At 45.6% G+C, this 18888-nt stretch carries 20 protein-coding genes and 1 pseudogene; 19 read left to right on the forward strand and 2 right to left on the reverse strand.

Annotated features, from left to right (window positions below; translation table 11 throughout):
- Positions 1-349: hypothetical protein (locus ACQCVE_RS18580; protein ID WP_426863615.1), on the reverse strand; the 349-nt coding region annotated here is incomplete at its 3' end.
- A gap of 878 nt (positions 350-1227) precedes the next feature.
- Here ACQCVE_RS18580 and ACQCVE_RS18585 point away from each other — a divergent pair.
- The 11 genes and pseudogenes from ACQCVE_RS18585 (at position 1228) to rsmI (ending at position 8697) form a co-directional block, all read left to right on the forward strand.
- Entirely contained in the window at positions 1228-1431 is a 204-nt protein-coding gene (locus ACQCVE_RS18585) for a sigma factor G inhibitor Gin (protein WP_426863616.1), read from the forward strand.
- 199 nt (positions 1432-1630) lie between these two features.
- Positions 1631-3049, forward strand: coding sequence for an aminotransferase class I/II-fold pyridoxal phosphate-dependent enzyme (locus tag ACQCVE_RS18590; RefSeq protein ID WP_426847138.1), 1419 nt, complete (start codon positions 1631-1633; stop codon positions 3047-3049).
- Positions 3050-3055: 6 nt separating this feature from the next.
- Entirely contained in the window at positions 3056-3688 is a 633-nt protein-coding gene (tmk, locus tag ACQCVE_RS18595) for a dTMP kinase (RefSeq protein ID WP_426847113.1), read from the forward strand.
- Between the two features lie 13 nt (positions 3689-3701).
- Positions 3702-4031, forward strand: coding sequence for a cyclic-di-AMP receptor (locus ACQCVE_RS18600; RefSeq protein WP_426847114.1), 330 nt, complete (start codon positions 3702-3704; stop codon positions 4029-4031).
- 12 nt (positions 4032-4043) lie between these two features.
- Positions 4044-4484 (forward strand): YaaR family protein, encoded by a 441-nt coding sequence (locus ACQCVE_RS18605; protein ID WP_426863617.1) that lies wholly within the window; start codon positions 4044-4046, stop codon positions 4482-4484.
- A 12-nt stretch (positions 4485-4496) separates the two neighbouring features.
- Positions 4497-5489: a DNA polymerase III subunit delta' gene (gene holB, locus ACQCVE_RS18610; protein ID WP_426863618.1), complete on the forward strand. Its 993-nt coding sequence runs from the start codon at positions 4497-4499 to the stop codon at positions 5487-5489.
- 2 nt (positions 5490-5491) lie between these two features.
- A complete protein-coding gene (locus ACQCVE_RS18615) occupies positions 5492-6319 on the forward strand; it encodes a PSP1 domain-containing protein (RefSeq protein ID WP_426847117.1) in 828 nt (275 codons plus the stop codon).
- A gap of 10 nt (positions 6320-6329) precedes the next feature.
- Positions 6330-6695 carry a DNA replication initiation control protein YabA gene (gene yabA / locus ACQCVE_RS18620; RefSeq protein ID WP_426847118.1) on the forward strand — a complete coding sequence of 122 codons (366 nt, stop codon included), beginning with the start codon at positions 6330-6332 and terminating at the stop codon, positions 6693-6695.
- A 110-nt stretch (positions 6696-6805) separates the two neighbouring features.
- Positions 6806-7552 (forward strand): tRNA1(Val) (adenine(37)-N6)-methyltransferase, encoded by a 747-nt coding sequence (locus tag ACQCVE_RS18625; protein ID WP_426847119.1) that lies wholly within the window; start codon positions 6806-6808, stop codon positions 7550-7552.
- Positions 7539-7787 (forward strand): annotated as a pseudogene (locus tag ACQCVE_RS18630) (GIY-YIG nuclease family protein); the annotation flags it as partial. The gene ACQCVE_RS18625 and the pseudogene ACQCVE_RS18630, both read left to right, overlap by 14 nt.
- Before the next feature lie 31 nt (positions 7788-7818).
- Complete coding sequence (gene rsmI / locus ACQCVE_RS18635) at positions 7819-8697, forward strand: 16S rRNA (cytidine(1402)-2'-O)-methyltransferase (protein WP_426847120.1); 879 nt, start codon at positions 7819-7821, stop codon at positions 8695-8697.
- A 46-nt stretch (positions 8698-8743) separates the two neighbouring features.
- Here rsmI and ACQCVE_RS18640 read toward each other — a convergent pair whose 3' ends face one another.
- Complete coding sequence (locus ACQCVE_RS18640) at positions 8744-9031, reverse strand: AbrB/MazE/SpoVT family DNA-binding domain-containing protein (RefSeq protein ID WP_426847139.1); 288 nt, start codon at positions 9029-9031, stop codon at positions 8744-8746.
- 494 nt (positions 9032-9525) lie between these two features.
- Here ACQCVE_RS18640 and metG point away from each other — a divergent pair, with 494 nt between their 5' ends.
- From metG to ACQCVE_RS18680, 8 genes are all read left to right on the forward strand, one after another.
- The gene (gene metG, locus ACQCVE_RS18645; protein ID WP_426863623.1) at positions 9526-11505 is read left to right on the forward strand and encodes a methionine--tRNA ligase; all 1980 of its coding nucleotides are present in this window, start codon (positions 9526-9528) and stop codon (positions 11503-11505) included.
- Between the two features lie 206 nt (positions 11506-11711).
- Positions 11712-12479 carry a TatD family hydrolase gene (locus ACQCVE_RS18650; RefSeq protein WP_426863619.1) on the forward strand — a complete coding sequence of 256 codons (768 nt, stop codon included), beginning with the start codon at positions 11712-11714 and terminating at the stop codon, positions 12477-12479.
- A gap of 248 nt (positions 12480-12727) precedes the next feature.
- Positions 12728-13960 (forward strand): ubiquitin-like domain-containing protein, encoded by a 1233-nt coding sequence (locus ACQCVE_RS18655; protein WP_426847141.1) that lies wholly within the window; start codon positions 12728-12730, stop codon positions 13958-13960.
- A 196-nt stretch (positions 13961-14156) separates the two neighbouring features.
- The gene (gene rnmV / locus ACQCVE_RS18660; protein ID WP_426847122.1) at positions 14157-14720 is read left to right on the forward strand and encodes a ribonuclease M5; all 564 of its coding nucleotides are present in this window, start codon (positions 14157-14159) and stop codon (positions 14718-14720) included.
- Positions 14713-15597: a 16S rRNA (adenine(1518)-N(6)/adenine(1519)-N(6))-dimethyltransferase RsmA gene (rsmA, locus tag ACQCVE_RS18665; RefSeq protein ID WP_426863620.1), complete on the forward strand. Its 885-nt coding sequence runs from the start codon at positions 14713-14715 to the stop codon at positions 15595-15597. The genes rnmV and rsmA overlap by 8 nt, the downstream gene beginning before the upstream one ends.
- Before the next feature lie 1402 nt (positions 15598-16999).
- Positions 17000-17887 carry a sporulation peptidase YabG gene (gene yabG, locus ACQCVE_RS18670; RefSeq protein ID WP_426847125.1) on the forward strand — a complete coding sequence of 296 codons (888 nt, stop codon included), beginning with the start codon at positions 17000-17002 and terminating at the stop codon, positions 17885-17887.
- A 219-nt stretch (positions 17888-18106) separates the two neighbouring features.
- A complete protein-coding gene (veg, locus tag ACQCVE_RS18675; protein WP_426847142.1) occupies positions 18107-18376 on the forward strand; it encodes a biofilm formation stimulator Veg in 270 nt (89 codons plus the stop codon).
- Positions 18377-18572: 196 nt separating this feature from the next.
- Entirely contained in the window at positions 18573-18758 is a 186-nt protein-coding gene (locus ACQCVE_RS18680; RefSeq protein WP_426847126.1) for a small, acid-soluble spore protein, alpha/beta type, read from the forward strand.
- Positions 18759-18888 lie beyond the last annotated feature (130 nt).

The following is an 18888-nucleotide window of genomic DNA, read 5'->3' on the forward strand; positions in this document are numbered from 1 at the left end:
TAGGATGTTGCCAGGTACAAGTGAAAAGGATCCGCCCGTTTTGAATGGGGGGTCCTTTTTTTGTTTGGGTTTGGGTGGGATGGAAGGGGATTGATACGCCTGGAATGGCGGGAGGGAAGAGGGCGAGCCGCATACCCGAAACCGCCTTGGCCGATGATGGTGGGAACGCCTCCTCGAGCCTGGCGGCCGGGGGTGCCAGGGATGCCATCTTTGTCGAATCCTCCCGAAAAGTCGATATCCGCCCTGTTTCGGTCGATAAAAGTAAATAGTAGCCGATATATTGGAAAAATGGCCGATATATTTCAATAATAGCCGATATAATGAAAATACCGACGATAACCCTTCTCACTTGAAGAATCCCATCGTTCAGCCTCTTACAATTCTAGGCATCTGCCATTCTCCCCCTATCCAATAAAAGAAAATCTCCGTAAAACCTTTGTTAAATCTGTCATTTGATTTAATTTAGACAGAATAACGCAGCATTATCGGTGACTTCGCAACTTCCTCCACCATACGCCTGAAATCACAGTAGGGAAGCGAGCCGCATACCCGAAACCGCCTTAGCCGATGATGGGAACGCCTCCTCGAGTTCGGCTGCCGGGTGCGGGGGGGCCAACTTTGTCGAATCCTCCCGAAAAGTCAATATCCGCCCCGTTGCGGCCAATATAATAAGAATACCGCCGATACCCTCCAAAACAGCCAGCTTACAAAGTACTTTACCCTCGACTTATCCTGTTGCCGCACTGACAGCCGTTATCAAAGCTAGCCGCGAACTCAAAATCCTCCTTTTATATCATCAAAATCAAATGGATTCTCCAATTCAGCAACAGCCCCTTATCGCAAGCTGAAATCCAGGTACCTTTTCAGCCGCTCTCACAAACCGACACACAAGCTGAACCGCAATTCCCCATTGTCCAGCCTGCCGTCCCCATCAATCAGCTGCTCCCCCAGCGCGCGCTGTGCATGCAGCAGCGGCTTTGAGGTCTACCGGAAGCCCCGCCCGCCCCTTGCTCTACATCATCAAGTGCGTCCGATCTTCCACCCAGCCTTTACCGTGAAAATTCCCATTCGCCCAGCAATGCCAGTTTAACTTTTATAGACATACACAGATAGGCGGATGCCCTCATACATTAAGGGCAGAGGGTGAAATGAGGATATATATAAAATTCTGAAACTTGTATACAAATAGCCGCCGCTGGCCAAAATAGCAGTATGGAGGTGGAGGAAATGAATGAGAAAAGAACTGGGGTTCCTGATGGCGAAACATGTATTATCTGCGGGGTGTGTAAGCCAGAAGGAATACATCTCTATACCAGCTTTGTATGCAATGCATGTGAGGCAGAAATAGTGGCAACGGAACCTGATGCACCAAAGTATGATTATTTTGTGAAAAAACTAAGAAGCGTGAAAGCGCCGCCTTTGTATTCTTAATGACCTGCAAGGGTCTTTTTCTTTTATTAAGGTGTTCCTAATGCTTACCACCAAGGTGACATGTGTGAGCAGAGATTCAATCATCGAGGAGAGTTAAGGGTCCTGTCCAAATTGGACATTACTTGGAATCATTGCTGAAGAGTAGTGTAAAAATTGGTATAATGGAAGTATCGTTTATAAAGGATGGGACCTCTTGCTTATGAACACTCCATTGTTTACAGCTCTTATGAAGCACCAGCAGAATAATCCGGTATCTTTTCATGTGCCGGGGCATAAAAATGGGAAGCTGTTTTCCAGGGAAGCTGCCTGCTATTTTAACGAAGTGCTGAAGCTGGATGTTACAGAGCTTACCGGACTTGATGATCTGCACGATCCACGCGGTGTAATACGAGAAGCCGAAGAACTTGCCGCCTCTTTATATGGAGCTGAAAGAACGTATTTCCTTGTTAATGGGTCTACCGCAGGCAATTTGGCTATGATTCTTGCCTGCTGCGGGGAAGGGGATACAGTCCTCGTGCAAAGAAACAGTCATAAGTCCGTTATGAATTCTTTGGAGCTGGCAAAAGCAGACCCGGTTTTTTTAAGTCCTAAAATAGATTCTGTCCTTCATGTTCCTTCATATGTAGAAGAAGAGAGCATGGCAGAGGCGATACGTGCTTTTCCTCATGCAAAAGCGCTTATTGTGACCAATCCGAATTATTACGGAGTAACGGCGGATCTTTCAAATACCATTCGTCTTGCTCATTCCTATGGCATTCCGGTACTGGTGGATGAGGCGCACGGCGCCCACTTTGGAGCCGGTGCTCCGTTTCCCAAGTCAGCTATTGCTATGGGTGCAGACGCTGTTGTCCAGTCAGCTCATAAAACTTTGCCGGCGATGACTATGGGCTCTTATCTTCATGTTAGCGGTTCTTTGCTGGAAAAGGATCGGATAGGAAAAATATTATCGATGCTCCAAACAAGCAGTCCATCCTATCCGATTATGGCTTCACTTGATTTGGCAAGGGCCTATCTTCAAGATATCAAAGAGAGTGGAAGTGCGGCGCAAATGGCAGAAAATGCCCGGGAGATCCGGGAGTACTTCCATTCTGTAAAGGGAATTAGAGCGGTAAGCACGTCTGATCCGAACGCAGCATCGGATCCATTGAAGTTTTCCCTCGTTTCTGATTGCGGACTCTCAGGGTTTGAGCTTCAGAATCGCTTTGAAAGGCTTGGAGTTTTTGGAGAGCTTGCAGACGAACAGAATTTCCTGTTGATTGCAGGTCTTGGAAATGCGTCTTTGCCTGAGCGAATGATGGATCATGATGCATTTCTCCAAGGCGGAAAAGCGGGGGAGAAAAGAACGCCGGTGTCATTTCCGGTCCTGCCTCTTACGAAACTGGCATTTTCATATAGAGAGATGGAACGTTTAGAAAAAGAAGAAGTTCATATCAGCGTCTCTGCTGGCAGAGTCTTAGCAGAACCCATCATTCCCTATCCTCCCGGCATTCCCCTTGTGCTGTCAGGGGAAAAAATAAGCGAGCAGCATATTAGCTGGATTCTCCAGCTGAAAAAAAGCGGCGCGCGGTTCCAGGGGAGCGGGGAGATGGGAACGGCAGTTGTATATAAGAAAGGTTGAGTGGAATTGAAAGGCTGTTTTATTACATTTGAGGGTCCAGAGGGCGCCGGCAAAACGACCATATTAAAGGAAATTCATAAAAGGCTCCTTGAAAAGGAAGTCATGACAGTAGCTACCCGGGAACCAGGGGGCATCAAGATCGCAGAGCAAATCCGCCGTGTTATTTTAGATCTGGAGAATACGGAAATGGATCCACGAACCGAAGCTCTCCTATATGCGGCCGCCAGGAGACAGCATTTAGTCGAAAAAGTGCTGCCCGCTTTAAAAGAAGGAAAAGTCGTCCTGTGTGACCGGTTTCTGGACAGCTCCCTTGCTTATCAAGGCTATGCCAGAGGGCTCGGAATGGATGAAGTGCTATCGATTAACCTGTTTGCTATTGAAGACATTTTGCCGGATCTGACTATTTATTTTGATATACCGGCTGAAGCAGGTCTTAAGCGGGTATATGCGGGTGAAAATAGAGAAGTAAACAGGCTGGATAACGAAAATCTTCAATTTCACGATAAAGTACAAGAAGGTTACAGGATCATTAAAACTCAAAACCCTGACAGAATCGCTTCCGTTAATGCGGAACAGCCGCCGGAAAAGGTAGCTGAGGACGTATGGACGCTCATTCAAAAAAAACTGTCTCTATCTTAAGGAGGAATTTAGCATGAAAATGGTTATCGCCATCGTACAGGATCAGGATACAAACCGGTTAATTAAATCTCTCACAGACCATAATTTCAGAGTTACGAAGCTTGCAACCTCCGGAGGCTTTTTAAAATCAGGAAATACGACCATCATGATCGGTACAGAGGAAATCAGAGTCCAGAAGGCTCTTCAGATTATAAAAGACAGCTGTAAGTCCCGCGAACAGCTTGTAGCTCCTGTGTCTCCAATGGGAGGGAACGCGGATTCCTACGTTCCTTACCCGGTGGAAGTGGAGGTTGGAGGAGCAACGGTGTTTGTTTTGCCTGTGGAAGAATTCCACCAATTTTAAGGAGCAGGAAAAATGAAAATTAACCAGGATATACGAGTACCAGTCGATAAACGGGAAGTGCGTCAGCAGGATTCTTCTGCAGCAGCTGGAAGCTTCCGTCATGCCGTATTAAAAGAAGCGGGTCAAATGAAAGTTCAGCAGCTGAACCTGATGATCCAGGAGCTCGAATCAACGGGAAGCAGGCTTGCAAGGTCCAGAAACTTTCAGGATTTGGCAAAGGTAAAAGGCGTCGTAAAAAAAATTATCCAGGAAGCGGTAGATTACGGCTTGAAGCTGAAGGAATCAAAAGGCTGGGACTTTCATGGGAACAGCCGTTCGCTTACGGTTGTTGAGCAAATTGACGAAAAACTTGTTGCCTTAACAGAAGATATTTTAAATAAAGAGAAGACCTCCATAGACATCCTCGGTACGGTCGGAGAAATCCGGGGGATGCTGGTTAATTTATATATATAGCGAGTGATGCTTATGAATAGGACTTGGAAGGAGCTGGAGGCTTATCAGCCAAGAGTGCTGAAGCTTCTTGAAAACAGCATAAGGAAAAAAAGGCTGGCCCATGCTTATTTGTTTGAAGGGAAGAAAGGGACCGGAAAAAAGGAAACGGCTTTTCTGCTTGCAAAAAGTTTTTTCTGCACGGATCGAGAGACCGCTGAGCCTTGCGGTGATTGCAGCAGCTGCAGAAGAATTGAATCCGGAAATCACCCGGATCTGCATGTGATTGAGCCCGAAGGACTTTCGATCAAAAAACACCAGATTCAGAGCCTGCAGGAAGAGTTTTCGAAGAAAGGTCTTGAATCATCTAAAAAGTTTTATATGATTTCCCATGCGGATAAGATGACGGCCAATGCAGCCAACAGCCTCTTGAAGTTCCTTGAGGAGCCGGGAGCTGACACGATTGCCGTGCTTACAACTTCGCAAGTCCATTCGATTTTAAATACGATTCAGTCAAGATGCCAAGTCCTTCCATTCAGTCCGCTCCCCTCTTATATTATTCGGCAGGAGCTTGAAAAAGAGGGTGTAATTGGATATATGGCGGCTGCGGCGGCCCAAATGACGAATAATCTTGGCGATGCTAGCGAATTAAGTCGAAATGATTGGTTTGCAGAAGCTAGAGCGTTAGTGATAAAATTGTATGAAGCCTTGACGGTTCGAAAGGAACAGGCTATTGTTTTTATTCATACTCAATGGATGCCATTTTTTTCAGATAAGGATCTTCAGGCGCAAGGGCTGGATTTATTATTATTTTTATATAAAGACCTTCTCTCCATTCAGGTGGGAATGGAAGATGCAATCATCTATATAGATATGAAGGAATCCTTGAAGCAGGAGGCCCTTCAGACAGGTCAGCAACGTATAACAGAGAAGGTATTGAGCATATTGGAGACCAAGCGGAGGCTCCACTCAAATGCGAATCCGCAGCTTTTGATGGAGCAGCTGGTTTTAGCGTTGCAGGAGGGATAATTTTGTATGATGTAGTAGGGGTCCGGTTTAAGAAAGCCGGCAAGATTTATTATTTCGACCCGAACGGGTTTGATATAGATGAGAACGATTGTGTCATCGTGGAGACAGTTCGAGGAGTGGAATTCGGCAAAATTGTCGTTTCAAATAAAAAAGTGGACGAGCATGACGTTGTCCTGCCGCTTAAAAAGGTATTGCGCGTAGCTGACCAAAGAGACCGCATGCTGGTGGAAGAAAATCACACCGCTGCGCTTCAGGCATACGAAACGTGCCAGCAAAAAGTGGCCGAGCACGGACTTGATATGAAGCTGGTAGATGTGGAATATACCTTTGACCGCAACAAGGTCATTTTCTATTTTACGGCCGACGGGAGAGTAGACTTCCGCGAATTGGTGAAGGATTTAGCCTCTATTTTTAAAACGAGAATAGAATTGCGCCAGATTGGTGTCCGGGATGAAGCGAAAATGCTTGGCGGAATCGGCCCGTGCGGCAGAATGCTCTGCTGTTCCACGTTTTTGGGAGACTTTGAACCGGTCAGCATTAAGATGGCAAAGGACCAGAACCTTTCTCTTAATCCAACCAAAATTTCCGGATTATGCGGCCGCCTCATGTGCTGCCTGAAATATGAAAATGATGAATATGAATCCGCGAAAGAATTGCTTCCGGATCTGGGAGAAATAATTAACACCCCGAATGGAAAAGGCAAAGTGGTCGGATTGAACATATTGGAGCGGATTCTGCAGGTTCAGCTGAAGGAACGCGATGGAGTCGTTGAATTCAGCTGGGAAGAGCTTCAGCAGGAAGGCGCCGTATCGATGCAATCCACAGAATGAGGTGGAAAGATTGGAGAAAAAAGAAATCTTCGAATCTGTGACCAGTTTGGAAGAGCAAATTGGATCCTTATATAACCAGCTGGGTGACTTAAAGCAGCATATTGCAGAGCTGATCGAAGAGAATCATGCCTTATCTCTGGAAAATCAAAATTTAAGGAGACGGCTCGAGCTGTCTTCTGGAGAAGATGAAGCCCCTCATACCAACCCGGAGAGGAAGCATCTTCCCACTGAAGAAGACAGCGTGGACATTAGCGAAGGGTATGATAATCTTGCCAGGCTGTATCAGGAAGGTTTTCATATATGCAATGTTCACTATGGAAGTCTCAGAAAAGATGGAGACTGTCTGTTCTGCTTGTCATTCCTCAATAAAAAGTAGCCTCCCGTTTCTTTGGGGGCTTTTTTTATCATCTTGGACAAAAAGTCACCGCAATACGATCTTGCACAGTGTGCATCAGTTTAAAGGACAGGTAAAGAAAGGATCGAACAATGAAACCAGAACTTATAGGGGATGAAAGACTGGATTACTTATTGGCAGAAAATCTCCGCATCATTCAAAGCCCCACTGTTTTTGCTTTTTCATTGGATGCTGTACTTCTTGCAAAATTTGCCTATATGCCGATTCAAAAAGGGAATGTCATAGATTTGTGTACTGGAAATGCAGTGGTGCCGCTTCTGTTAAGCACCCGCTCAAAGGCCCGCATAACCGGAGTGGAGATACAAGAGCGGCTGTATGATATGGGAAAACGGAGTGTCGGGTACAATTCACTTGATCGGCAAATCGAAATGATTCACGGTGATCTGAAGGAGATGCCTTCCATCCTTGGACACCAGAAGTATGATGTGGTGACATGCAATCCGCCCTATTTTAAAACCCCGCAAAAACGGGAACAAAATGAAAACGAACATCTCGCTATCGCAAGGCACGAAATCCACTGTACATTGGAGGATGTCGTCCGCGTCAGCAGCCAGCTTGTCAGGCCTGGCGGCAAAGTTGCGTTTGTTCACCGTCCGGGGCGGCTTCTTGAAATCACGGAATGGATGAAGCATTATAAGATTGAGCCGAAAAGAATTCAATTTGTTTATCCAAAGAAAGGCCGGGAAGCGAACACCCTTTTAATAGAAGGAATAAAAAATGGACAGCCCGACCTGAAGATTCTTCCGCCGCTGTTTGTGTATGACGAAAGCAATGAATACACGAAGGAAGTCAGGACCATCCTTTATGGAGAAGAATAATCATTGTTTCTATGTACTGGAGTGCAGGGACGGAAGCTATTACGGCGGGTATACGAATCATCTTGAACAAAGGATCAAAACACACAATGACGGCAAAGGGGCAAAATATACAAGAGCCCGGCGTCCCGTCGAGCTGCTGTATGCTGCCCGATTCGAAACGAAAAATGAAGCGATGAGAGAAGAGTACTTTTTTAAGAGGCTGACAAGAAAAAGCAAAGAAAAATACCTGGAAGAACACCTTCCAATCTGGAAAAGGATGAATGAGGATGCAGACACAGCAGAGCTTCAGGGAGAGGCCGGAAGCGGGGGTACTTTATCTCGTTCCGACACCCATAGGAAACCTTGAGGATATGACGTTCAGGGCGATTCGGATTTTAAAGGAAGCGGATTTAATTGCTGCAGAGGATACAAGGCAGACAAAAAAACTGTGCAGCCACTTTGAAATCGACACACCGCTGACCAGCTATCATGAGCACAATAAGCAAAGCAGCGGATTTAAGATCCTGGATTATGTAAAAGAGGGAAAAACCGTTGCTCTCGTCAGTGACGCCGGCATGCCTACAATATCCGACCCGGGAAGTGAGCTGGTGGAAGCGGCTCTGGAAGAAAACCTGACAGTTATTCCGCTTCCTGGAGCGAATGCTGCACTGACGGCCCTCATTGCTTCAGGTCTATCACCGCAGCCTTTCTTCTTTTACGGATTTTTACACCGGCAGAAAAAAGAGAAGAAAAAGGAACTGGAACAATTGAAGTCTCTTAGAGAAACGGTCATATTTTATGAGTCCCCGCATCGATTAAAGGACACCCTTGCAATAATGGAAGAAATACTCGGAGACCGAAAAGCTGTGCTTTCCAGGGAGCTTACTAAGAAATTTGAAGAATTTATCAGGGGGACGCTTTCGGAAGCAAGGGAATGGGCACAGTCCAACGAGATACGCGGAGAGTTCTGCTTACTAGTCGAAGGGATGCCTGAAGGGGAGGAAGTAGTAGAAGAAGATCACTGGTGGAACGGTTTGGGACTTAATACCCACATTGAGCATTATATTGAAAAAGGAATGACTTCAAAGGAAGCGATCAAAACAGTTGCGGTTGAGAGAGGATTGCCGAAAAGAGAGGTATACAACGAGTATCATCAAGAGGAATAGAGAAATTGTCCAAATAAAAAGTCCCTGACCAGGGACTTTTTATTTATTACTTGGATTGGAATTGATTTTGAATTTCCTGGATCAGCTGTTCAGCGCCTTCTTTGCTAAGCACCAATTTGCCGTTAGCCAATGTCATGTTGTCATCGGAAACTTCACCCGTTACGTGGCAAGTCATATTCGGCTTATATTTTTTCAAAATGATTCTTTCATCATCCACATAAATTTCAAGTGCGTCTTTTTCTGCAATTCCTAGTGTACGGCGCAATTCAATCGGAATCACCACGCGTCCTAGTTCGTCAACCTTACGTACAATACCTGTAGATTTCATTTGAATGTTCTCCTCCCGTATTTTGCTATATATGCTTTTTTTCTCTTAACTTCGTCATTATTCGACAAAATTTATTTGCTTCATAAGCATAACAGTGTTTCCAAATTACGTCAATATTTTTGTTTTGAATAATTAAAGACAATTTAGTGAATAGCTGCTGACACCTTATTTAATAGGATTTACTATAAAATAAGTACCCTAAAAAATAGGAAAATAAACTTAAATAACCCAGTGGAATGTTATACATTCGATAGCTTTCTAGTAATATAATTATAAACACCTTTCGACAAAATTCAACATAATCCTTGGAGAATCCAGCATTTGGATGATCAGCAGTATCATATAATTCCACTGGTGACCCAATTTTTTGTCCATATAGCGGTATATTTTCTTGATATTGAAGGCTAAGATGGTATCATAAAGAGTAGATGCGAGATAGCAAATATGCTCTCGTCCTTTGGGACGGGAGCATTTCTTCTAATTTACGGCAAGGAGTGGAAATCATGGAGAGCAAGAAGACGTTTTACATTACAACTCCGATTTATTATCCAAGCGGAAATTTACATATTGGGCATGCCTATACGACAACAGCAGGCGATGCCATGGCAAGATATAAGCGCATGCGCGGATTTGATGTCATGTACTTAACCGGGACGGATGAGCATGGGCAAAAGATTCAGCAGAAGGCAGCCGAAAAAGGCATCTCTCCTCAGGAATACGTAGATGGGATTGTCGACGGGATCAAAAGCCTCTGGAAGCGGATGGACATTTCCTATGACGATTTCATTCGCACGACAGAAGACCGCCACAAAGAAGTAGTCGAAAAAATCTTTAAGCAGCTCCTTGATCAAGGGGACATTTACCTCGACGAATATGAAGGCTGGTATTCCATCCCCGATGAAACGTATTACACGGCCCATCAGCTTGATGATCCTATTATGGAAAACGGGAAAATCACCGGCGGGAAAAGCCCGGATAGCGGCCACCCGGTTGAGCTTGTTAAAGAGCAGTCCTATTTCTTCAAGGTAGGAAAATACGCTGACCGGCTGCTTAAGTATTATGAGGAGAACCCTGAATTCATTCAGCCTGAATCCCGCAAAAATGAGATGATCAATAATTTCATTAAACCTGGCCTGGAAGACCTGGCCGTATCCAGAACTTCCTTTGATTGGGGAGTAAAAGTGCCGGGGGATCCGAAGCATGTGATTTACGTATGGATCGATGCCTTATCCAACTACATTACAGCACTTGGCTATGGCACAGACCACGATGAAAAATACCGGGCGTATTGGCCGGCGGATGTTCACTTAATGAGTAAAGAAATTGTCCGGTTCCATACCATTTACTGGCCTATTATGCTTATGGCTCTTGATCTTCCTCTTCCGAAAAAGGTATTCGCCCATGGCTGGCTGCTGATGAAGGATGGGAAGATGTCCAAATCAAAAGGAAACGTAGTCGACCCGATTACTCTTATTGACCGCTATGGCCTTGATGCACTCCGCTACTATTTGCTGAGGGAGGTGCCGTTCGGTTCTGATGGGGTATTTACTCCTGAAGGATTTGTTGAACGATTGAATTATGACCTGGCGAATGATTTGGGAAATCTGCTGAATCGCACAGTTGCGATGATTGATAAATATTTTGACGGCTCCATTCCCGCTTATCAGGGCTCTGTCACTGAATTTGACCGGGTGCTTGAGGAAATGAACCGCACAGCGGCTGAGCGGTACGAGGAAGCAATGGAAAAGATGGAATTCTCGGTTGCCCTTGCTTCTGTCTGGCAGCTCGTAAGCCGTACGAATAAATATATTGATGAGACACAGCCGTGGACTTTAGCTAAAGATGAAGGGAAAATGGATGACCTTCGTTCAGTTATGCATCACCTTGCAGAATCACTTAGAAGAATCGGAATTCTTTTGCAGCCGTTCTTAACGGAAACGCCTGCTAAAATCTTTGCGCAGCTCGGAATTCAGGACAAGTCTCTCCAGCAATGGGACAGTCTGAACACATTCGGCCATATAAAGGATGTAAAAGTAGCCAAAGGAGACCCGATCTTCCCGCGCCTGGAAATGGCTGAAGAGGTGGAATACATCAAATCCCAAATGTCCGGAGGCACTCCTGTCCAGGAAGATCCGGAAGAAGAGATCGAAGAAGCTGCTGAAATTACGGTGGATGACTTTTTTAAAGTGGAGCTGCGTGTAGCGGAGGTCGTCCATGCCGAACCTGTCAAGAAAGCAGACAAACTTCTGAAGCTGCAGCTGGACTTAGGTACAGAAAAGCGCCAGGTTGTATCAGGGATTGCGAAGCACTACTCTCCTGAGGACCTGACTGGCAAAAAAGTCATTTGCGTTACGAATCTTAAACCGGTCAAGCTGAGGGGAGAACTTTCCCAGGGGATGATTTTAGCCGGCGACCACGACGGAGTTTTGTCCCTCGCAACAGTCGATCAGTCTTTGGCCAACGGCACAATCATTAAATAATTTGGCATAACAGGCTCATAACTTGTCGAAGGAGGTGTTCCACGTGTAACATTTTGGTGGAATGCCTCTTTTTTTGCTTTTTAGGCAAATATACTATAGAAGTTGTTTTGGTTTCAGGCAGCCGGGCTTCCCTGGGATTAAGACGCGGAGGCCATCTGCCGCAGGGTATTTCTAAAACACAAAAGTTAGAAAGGAGTACATAGAACATGCTATTCGATACACATGCTCATTTGAACGCCGTGCAGTTCAACGAAGACCTTGAAGAAGTCATTGAAAGGGCTAAAGCGGAAGGGGTAGAAAAAATTGTGGTGGTGGGTTTTGATACGGAAACCATCACTAGAGCAATGGAGCTCACCGAGACGTATGACTTTATTTATGCAGCGGTCGGCTGGCATCCGGTTGACGCGATTGATATGAAGGAGGAGGATCTGGATTGGATCAAAGAGCTGGCCTCCCATCCAAAGGTTGTAGCGATCGGCGAAATGGGCTTGGATTACCATTGGGATAAATCTCCGAAAGATATCCAAAAAGAGGTGTTCAGAAAACAAATCGCCTTGGCAAAGGAAGTAAAGCTTCCAATTATTATTCATAATCGTGACGCCACAGCAGACGTTGTGCAAATCCTGAAAGAAGAAAAAGCGGAAGAGGTTGGCGGAATTATGCACTGTTTCACAGGAAGTGCAGAAGTTGCGAAGGAGTGCATCGATATTAATTTTTATATCTCATTTGGAGGACCTGTTACGTTTAAAAATGCCAAGAAGCCAAAAGAGGTGGCAGCTGAAATTCCGCTCGACAGGCTCTTAATTGAAACCGATTGTCCTTACCTGACTCCTCACCCGTACAGAGGAAAGCGGAATGAACCAGGCTACGTAAAATATGTGGCCGAGGAGATTGCGGAGCTCAGGGGAATGACCTATGAGGAAATTGCCCGTCACACGATGGAAAATGCAAAAAAATGTTTCGGCATTTCCTGACAGCATTCCCTGTCAAATGACGGGGAAGCTTGTCCCCTATCCTGCAAATTCAAAATTGTTCTACATTCATCCGTGCGTGCATAGGATAACCTTGTCGACAAGTTCTTCTTCCTTTTTCACTATTTTCTAAGCATAATAGGACCAGCGGCTAGAAAATTTAGAAAAAAGTGGTGAGGGTTGACAGGTGGAGTGATACTCTATATAATCACTCGGAGGATAAGGAGGCGTTTTTCATAGTGATAGAAAACTTGAAAAAGCTGTTTTCCGATAAGATGAGTAAAAATAAACTCATCCTCTCCGTTACTAGTTTGCTAGTAATGGGAACAGGCACTGCTTTCGGTACATATGAGGGAACGAAAGATGCGATAACTGTTTCTGTGAACGGAAATGAGGAGACGATTAGAACGCACGCAGACACCGTAGGCGATTTATTTGCAGATTTAGATATAGATGTGCGCGATCACGACGAGCTATCCCATTCGGAGAACACAAAATTAGACAGCAACATGAAGATTGTCTACGAAGCGGCCCAGCCGGTAACGCTTGAAGACAACGGCAAGGAACAAACTGTGTGGACCACAGCTGATACTGTAGGCGAATTGCTAAAAGAAGAAGGCATAAAAACTTCCCGCCACGACGAGATCAGCCCTTCACCAGAGACGAAGATAACCAATCAGCTTTCCCTCTCCATCAACCGGGCTTTCCAGCTGACCATGAATGTAGGCGGCAAAGAGAAAAAGGTTTGGACCACTTCGACTACGGTCGCTGACTTTTTAAAGGAACAGAAGATTACTCTCAATTCATTAGACAAAGTTGAGCCAGGATTAGACGACACGTTACAGGCTAAAGATGCAGTAACTGTAAAACGCATAGAAAAAGTCACCGATGTAGTGGAAGAACCGCTTGATTTCGCTGTCGTTAAGAAAAATGACGGCAATTTGGAACGCGGGAAGCAAGAAGTAGTGGAAGAAGGCAAAAAGGGATCTAAGAAAAACCACTTTGAAGTAGTGAAGGAAAACGGGAAAGTAGTATCCCGCAAGCTAGTCAAAGAGGAAACTGTGAAAAAGAGTGCGGACCGCATCGTTGCCATTGGCACAAAGGAGAAAGAGGCGCCTAAAGCTGTACCTGCCGTATCAAAGCCTGCTTCGGCAGCTCCTAAAGCCATCGCATCCAGAAATGACGATTCCGCTTCAAAAGAATTATATGTTACATCGACTGCTTACACTGCAAGCTGCAGCGGCTGTTCAGGCCGTACGGCTACCGGTGTGAACTTAAAGGCAAATCCAAACGCCAAAGTGATTGCTGTTGATCCCGGCGTTATTCCGCTGGGCACTAAGGTGCATGTAGAAGGCTACGGATACGCAGTAGCGGCAGATACAGGATCAGCCATCAACGGGAATAAGATTGATGTCTTTTTCCCTGACCAATCGTCAGCTATAAATTGGGGCAGCAAACGGGTGAAAATAAAAATCCTCGATTAATACTCACCTGTTTTCCAGCCGCTGAATGTATACAGACAGAGGGACGATCCCCTCTGTCTTTTTTATGGATTTTAACCGCTGAAGGGAAAACAGAGGGATTATATTTAACATGGATGTTGCGTTATAATAACGATAATTGACTTTCGAATATAAGACGATTCAGGAATTCCGAAAGTTTCATGATTTGGAGGAAAAAATGAAAATAAAAGAAATCATTGTAGTGGAGGGGCGCGACGATACAGTCGCCATTAAAAGAGCCGTCACTGCAGATACAATAGAAACAAATGGATCCGCGATCGGAGACGATGTGCTGGAGCGGGTCAGGCTTGCCCAGGCAGGCAGAGGCGTTATTATTTTTACCGATCCCGATTTTCCGGGAGAAAAGATAAGAAAGACGGTGGCTGAAGCAGTTCCAGGCTGCAAGCATGCATTCATCGAAAAAGCGGATGCGCGCCCCAAAAAAGGACGCGGAATTGGGGTTGAGCATGCTTCTCCTGAGGCCATTAGAGAAGCCTTGAGAGAAGTGAAGGCAGAAATGGCAGAGATCCCTTCTGACTGGAGCCAGGAAGACCTCCTTCAATACGGCCTTATCGGACATCCGTTGGCCAAGGTGCGCAGAGAAAAACTTGGAACGGAATTAAAAATCGGCTACACAAACGGTAAACAGCTGCTGAAAAGACTGCAGATGTTTCAGATATCCAGAAACCATTATGAAGACGCAATGAACAGGATCCTGCAGGAGGAAGAAAAACATGACTAAAGATATCGCCACTCCGGCACGCACAAAAGAGATATTAAAAAAATACGGATTTTCTTTTAAAAAGAGCCTTGGCCAGAACTTTTTAATTGATACAAATGTTCTGCACCGGATCGTTGATCATGCAGAGGTAGGGGAAGAAACCGGGGTGATTGAAATCGGCCCCGGAATCGGAGCGCTGACTGAACAGCTTGCCAAACGGGCAAAAAAAGTAGTCGCCTTCGAGATTGACCAGCGCCTGCTGCCCATCCTTAGTGATACGCTGGCCTCCTGCACCAATGTTAAAATCATTCACGAAGACGTTCTGAAGGCGAACGTAAGGCAAGTAATCGAAGAAGAATTTAAAGACTGCAAAGAAGTGATGGTAGTAGCCAACCTTCCTTATTATGTGACGACACCGATTATTATGAAGCTTCTCGAAGATCAGCTTCCGCTAAAGGGAATTGTGGTCATGCTTCAGAAGGAGGTTGCCGACCGGATCGCTGCAACAGCCTCTACAAAGGAGTACGGCTCTCTTTCTATTGCGATTCAGTATTATACGGAAGCAAAAACGGTTATGACGGTTCCTAAGACCGTATTCATTCCCCAGCCGAATGTAGACTCCGCTGTGATTCGTCTGCTGAAGAGGGATAAACCGGCTGCTGAAATGCAAAACGAAGATTTCTTCTTCGAACTGATGAGAGCTTCGTTTGCTCAAAGAAGAAAAACGCTGATGAACAACATTCTCCAGCAATATCCTGTCGGAAAAGCTATTAAAGAGGAATTGGAGCAGCAGCTGAATGATGCAGGCATCGATCCAAGACGCCGGGGAGAATCGCTGACTATCGAGGAATTTGCAAAAGCATCCGATGTGCTTTATCCGCTGCTGAAAACGAAATAAGGATTGCTGCGGCCGGCCTGAAAAGAGGTGAAATCTTTTGAGGACCGGTCTTTTTTAGGTTCCTTTGAGCGGGAATGGTGTACCGCCGGCATTATGAAAAGCAAGGCGGGGGTCTTCCATGCGGCCCCCTGTGAACGCTAGATGGAAAAGCGGTGCCGGAGCAGCAAAACGGGAATTAACACGATGCCCTTGCGCGGTTTCGAGAAGGCATGTAGCATAATTTGTCGAGAAGTCGATATATGGGTGAAGTAGGTCGATATATAGGTGGAATAGGTCGATATAATAAAATTTCGGTCGATTTATTAGGAGTACCGGTCGATATAATTGAATCTGGGTCGATATCTTACGCATTCGCACCCCGGAGCCGCTTAAGTATCACCTAAAACAGGCGGTTCCGTACACAGGAGGCCCAAAATGCCCCGCTGAATGGGCTAAAAGGGCTGACCTCACTGTGAATGCTATGTGGAAAAGCGGTGCCAGAGCAGCAAAACGGGAATTAACACGACGCCATTGCGCTGTTTCGAGAAGGCATGTAGCATAATTTGTCGAGAAGTCGATATATGGGTGAAGTAGGTCGATATATAGGTGAAATAGGTCGATATAATAAAGTTTCGGTCGATTTATTAGGAGTACCGGTCGATATAATTGAATCTGGGTCGATATCTTACGCATTCGCGCCCCGGAGCCGCTCAAGTATCACCTAAAACAGGCGGTTCCGTACACAGGAGGCCCTAAATGTCCCGCTGAATGGGCTAAAAGGTGCTCCAACACGAAATATCTTATCAAAACAGAGACCCGAAAGCTGAAAGTCGCTGCAGAGAGTAAATACATATTACGTCACCAACCAAGACTTAAAAACTAGAACAACGATAAGAAGCAGGGGCTTGTACCTGCTTCTATAAAATTTGTGGCACATTCGATTGAAACGGTGCGGGAGCATTAGCTTTTCCCAGCGTGAGAGCCAGACACCCCCATACAAGCAAATCATCCCTAAGCGGCCGATTCTCTCCCCCGGTCAAGGCAAAAGACGCCTCCCGTCCGAGCAGCCCACGTCCTTCAAGCCTGAGCAAGCGCCCTCCGCTTTTCTTTGTTGTCCAGCTCCGGGCGTTAGGCTTTTGGCTACTTTTCTCCCCCGGTCAAGGCAAAAGACGCCTCCCGTCCGAGCAGCCCACGTCCTTCAAGCCTGAGCAAGCGCCCTCCGCTTTTCTTTGTTGGCGTTAGGCTTTTGGCTGCTTCTCTCCCCCGGTCAAGGCAAAAGACGCCTCCCGTCCGAGCAGCCCACGTCCTTCAAGCCTAAGCAAGCGCCCTCCGCATTTCTTTTCACCAAACGCGTTTTCCTACATAGGCTAAGAAAGGATCGATTTGCAGGTGTGTTCCAAAATTCCTGTTTTGGAGTGAGGATATGTCATTTACTATAGGGGACGTTGTTGCGCGTAAATCGTATCATTTAGATATGCTCTTTCGTGTGATTGATTTAAAAGCGGATGAGAGCGGAGAAACGGTTGCGGTTCTTTATGGAGAGGAGTTCCGGCTGATTGCGGATGCCCCATGTTCCGACCTTGTGGCGATCAGTCAGCGGGAGCTGAACCAGCGTCATGTTCAGCAGAAGGAAAAGCTTGATCAGTCTCTTTTCCTGCTAGAGCAGGATTATCAGCTGCTGAAAGAAAAAAGAGAGTATTACGCTACTGCGAGCTATAGCCATCAGGAGGATTTTTTTCACGTGCCTGGGAAGGTTCTTCATATGGATGGAGATCCGGTCTATCTTCAGAAGTGCTTATCGCTGTATGAAAAAATCGGAGTTCCCGTTCACGGTGTCCACTGTCTGGAAAAAGAGATGCCGGAAAAGGTGGGAGCCCTGCTCGCCCAATTCCGTCCTGATATTTTGGTTGTTACCGGCCATGATGCGTATTCCAAGCACAAAGGAAGTATGAGTGATTTGGAGGCATACCGGCATTCAAAGCATTTTGTGCAGGCGGTTATGAACGCAAGGAGCCGCATTCCCAATTTGGATCAGCTCGTGATTTTTGCAGGAGCGTGCCAGTCCCATTTTGAATCGCTGATCAGGGCTGGAGCTAATTTTGCAAGCTCACCTTCCAGAGTCAATATTCATGCTCTGGATCCTGTTTATATTGTTGCAAAAATAAGTTTTACCCCTTTTATTGAGAGGATCAACGTTTGGGACGTTCTCCGGAATACCCTCACAAGAGAGAAGGGGCTTGGAGGGGTCGAAACAAAAGGTGTGCTCCGCACGGGCATGCCATATAAACGAATTCAGACCGTGCAGGAGTAAAACCGCTTTCTATGAGCGGTTTTTATTCTGGTGCATAAATTTAATATTCCTGAAAATATTTACATAAAAGCACGGATGGAAGTGCATAATAGGTGCGAAGGTTAGAACATATTGTAGAAATAATTTTGTTGACAATGCTGTTTAGCGACTGTATAATTTAAATTTTATTTGACTTTAGAGCGCTAAAGAGGTATAATGGTTAACAGTGAGGTGGATGCAATGGCGAAGACTTTAACCGATATCAAAAACACATTGGATTTGAATCTGGGCAAAAGATTGACATTGAAGGCAAATGGAGGACGCAGAAAGACCGTGGAGAGATCCGGGGTGCTTGCTGAGACCTATCCATCCGTCTTTATCGTAGAATTGGATCAGGATGAAAATGCTTTTGAAAGAGTATCATACAGCTATGCAGATGTTCTCACCGAAACTGTTCAATTAACTTTTTTTGAAGATGCATCAGGAGCATTGGCTTTAAGCGGGCAGTAGACAATTTGTTTGCTGCTTTTTTTATTGGAAAAAAGGAGCCCTTTCGTCTGCCGGATTTCAGCACCATTCTTTATGTGCTCCCTGATTTCGCCTTTCTTTACATATATTCAAGGCAGTACAATCCCCCCTGTGGAGCATACTAAGCGTGTCCTGGCTATGCCGGGCATGATCCAGCATTCATGAGGGGGTTCGATTCATGGGCAGAAGAAAAGGAGTCATGACGGAAAGTTTTAAGTATGAGCTTGCGAAGGATTTAGGCTTTTACGAAACCGTAATGAGCGAAGGCTGGGGCGGAATCCGTTCCAGAGATGCCGGCAACATGACGAAAAGAGCCGTAGAGCTTGCAAAAGAGCATATGGCCTCCCAGATGAATTCACGCTGATGATGCGAGCAGCCTCTTTTAGGGGCTGCTCGTTTTTGTTTCAGCCCCTCTGCCAGCGGTGCCTATCCATAAAAAACACCGGTACATGTTTAAGATTTTCTCTAAAGGAAAAAGTGATTTTAAGAACATC

The sequence above is a fragment of the Metabacillus sp. 113a genome, from assembly GCF_050107635.1.
Classification (GTDB): domain Bacteria; phylum Bacillota; class Bacilli; order Bacillales; family Bacillaceae; genus Metabacillus_B.

Coding starts and splice junctions, on each gene's coding strand:
- ACQCVE_RS18585 (WP_426863616.1), top strand. CDS start 1,228: ATGAATGAGAAAAGAACTGGGGTTCCTGATGGCGAAACATGTATTATC.
- ACQCVE_RS18590 (WP_426847138.1), top strand. CDS start 1,631: ATGAACACTCCATTGTTTACAGCTCTTATGAAGCACCAGCAGAATAAT.
- ACQCVE_RS18600 (WP_426847114.1), top strand. CDS start 3,702: ATGAAAATGGTTATCGCCATCGTACAGGATCAGGATACAAACCGGTTA.
- ACQCVE_RS18605 (WP_426863617.1), top strand. CDS start 4,044: ATGAAAATTAACCAGGATATACGAGTACCAGTCGATAAACGGGAAGTG.
- holB (WP_426863618.1), top strand. CDS start 4,497: ATGAATAGGACTTGGAAGGAGCTGGAGGCTTATCAGCCAAGAGTGCTG.
- ACQCVE_RS18625 (WP_426847119.1), top strand. CDS start 6,806: ATGAAACCAGAACTTATAGGGGATGAAAGACTGGATTACTTATTGGCA.
- rsmI (WP_426847120.1), top strand. CDS start 7,819: ATGCAGACACAGCAGAGCTTCAGGGAGAGGCCGGAAGCGGGGGTACTT.
- ACQCVE_RS18650 (WP_426863619.1), top strand. CDS start 11,712: ATGCTATTCGATACACATGCTCATTTGAACGCCGTGCAGTTCAACGAA.
- rnmV (WP_426847122.1), top strand. CDS start 14,157: ATGAAAATAAAAGAAATCATTGTAGTGGAGGGGCGCGACGATACAGTC.
- rsmA (WP_426863620.1), top strand. CDS start 14,713: ATGACTAAAGATATCGCCACTCCGGCACGCACAAAAGAGATATTAAAA.
- yabG (WP_426847125.1), top strand. CDS start 17,000: ATGTCATTTACTATAGGGGACGTTGTTGCGCGTAAATCGTATCATTTA.
- veg (WP_426847142.1), top strand. CDS start 18,107: ATGGCGAAGACTTTAACCGATATCAAAAACACATTGGATTTGAATCTG.
- ACQCVE_RS18680 (WP_426847126.1), top strand. CDS start 18,573: ATGGGCAGAAGAAAAGGAGTCATGACGGAAAGTTTTAAGTATGAGCTT.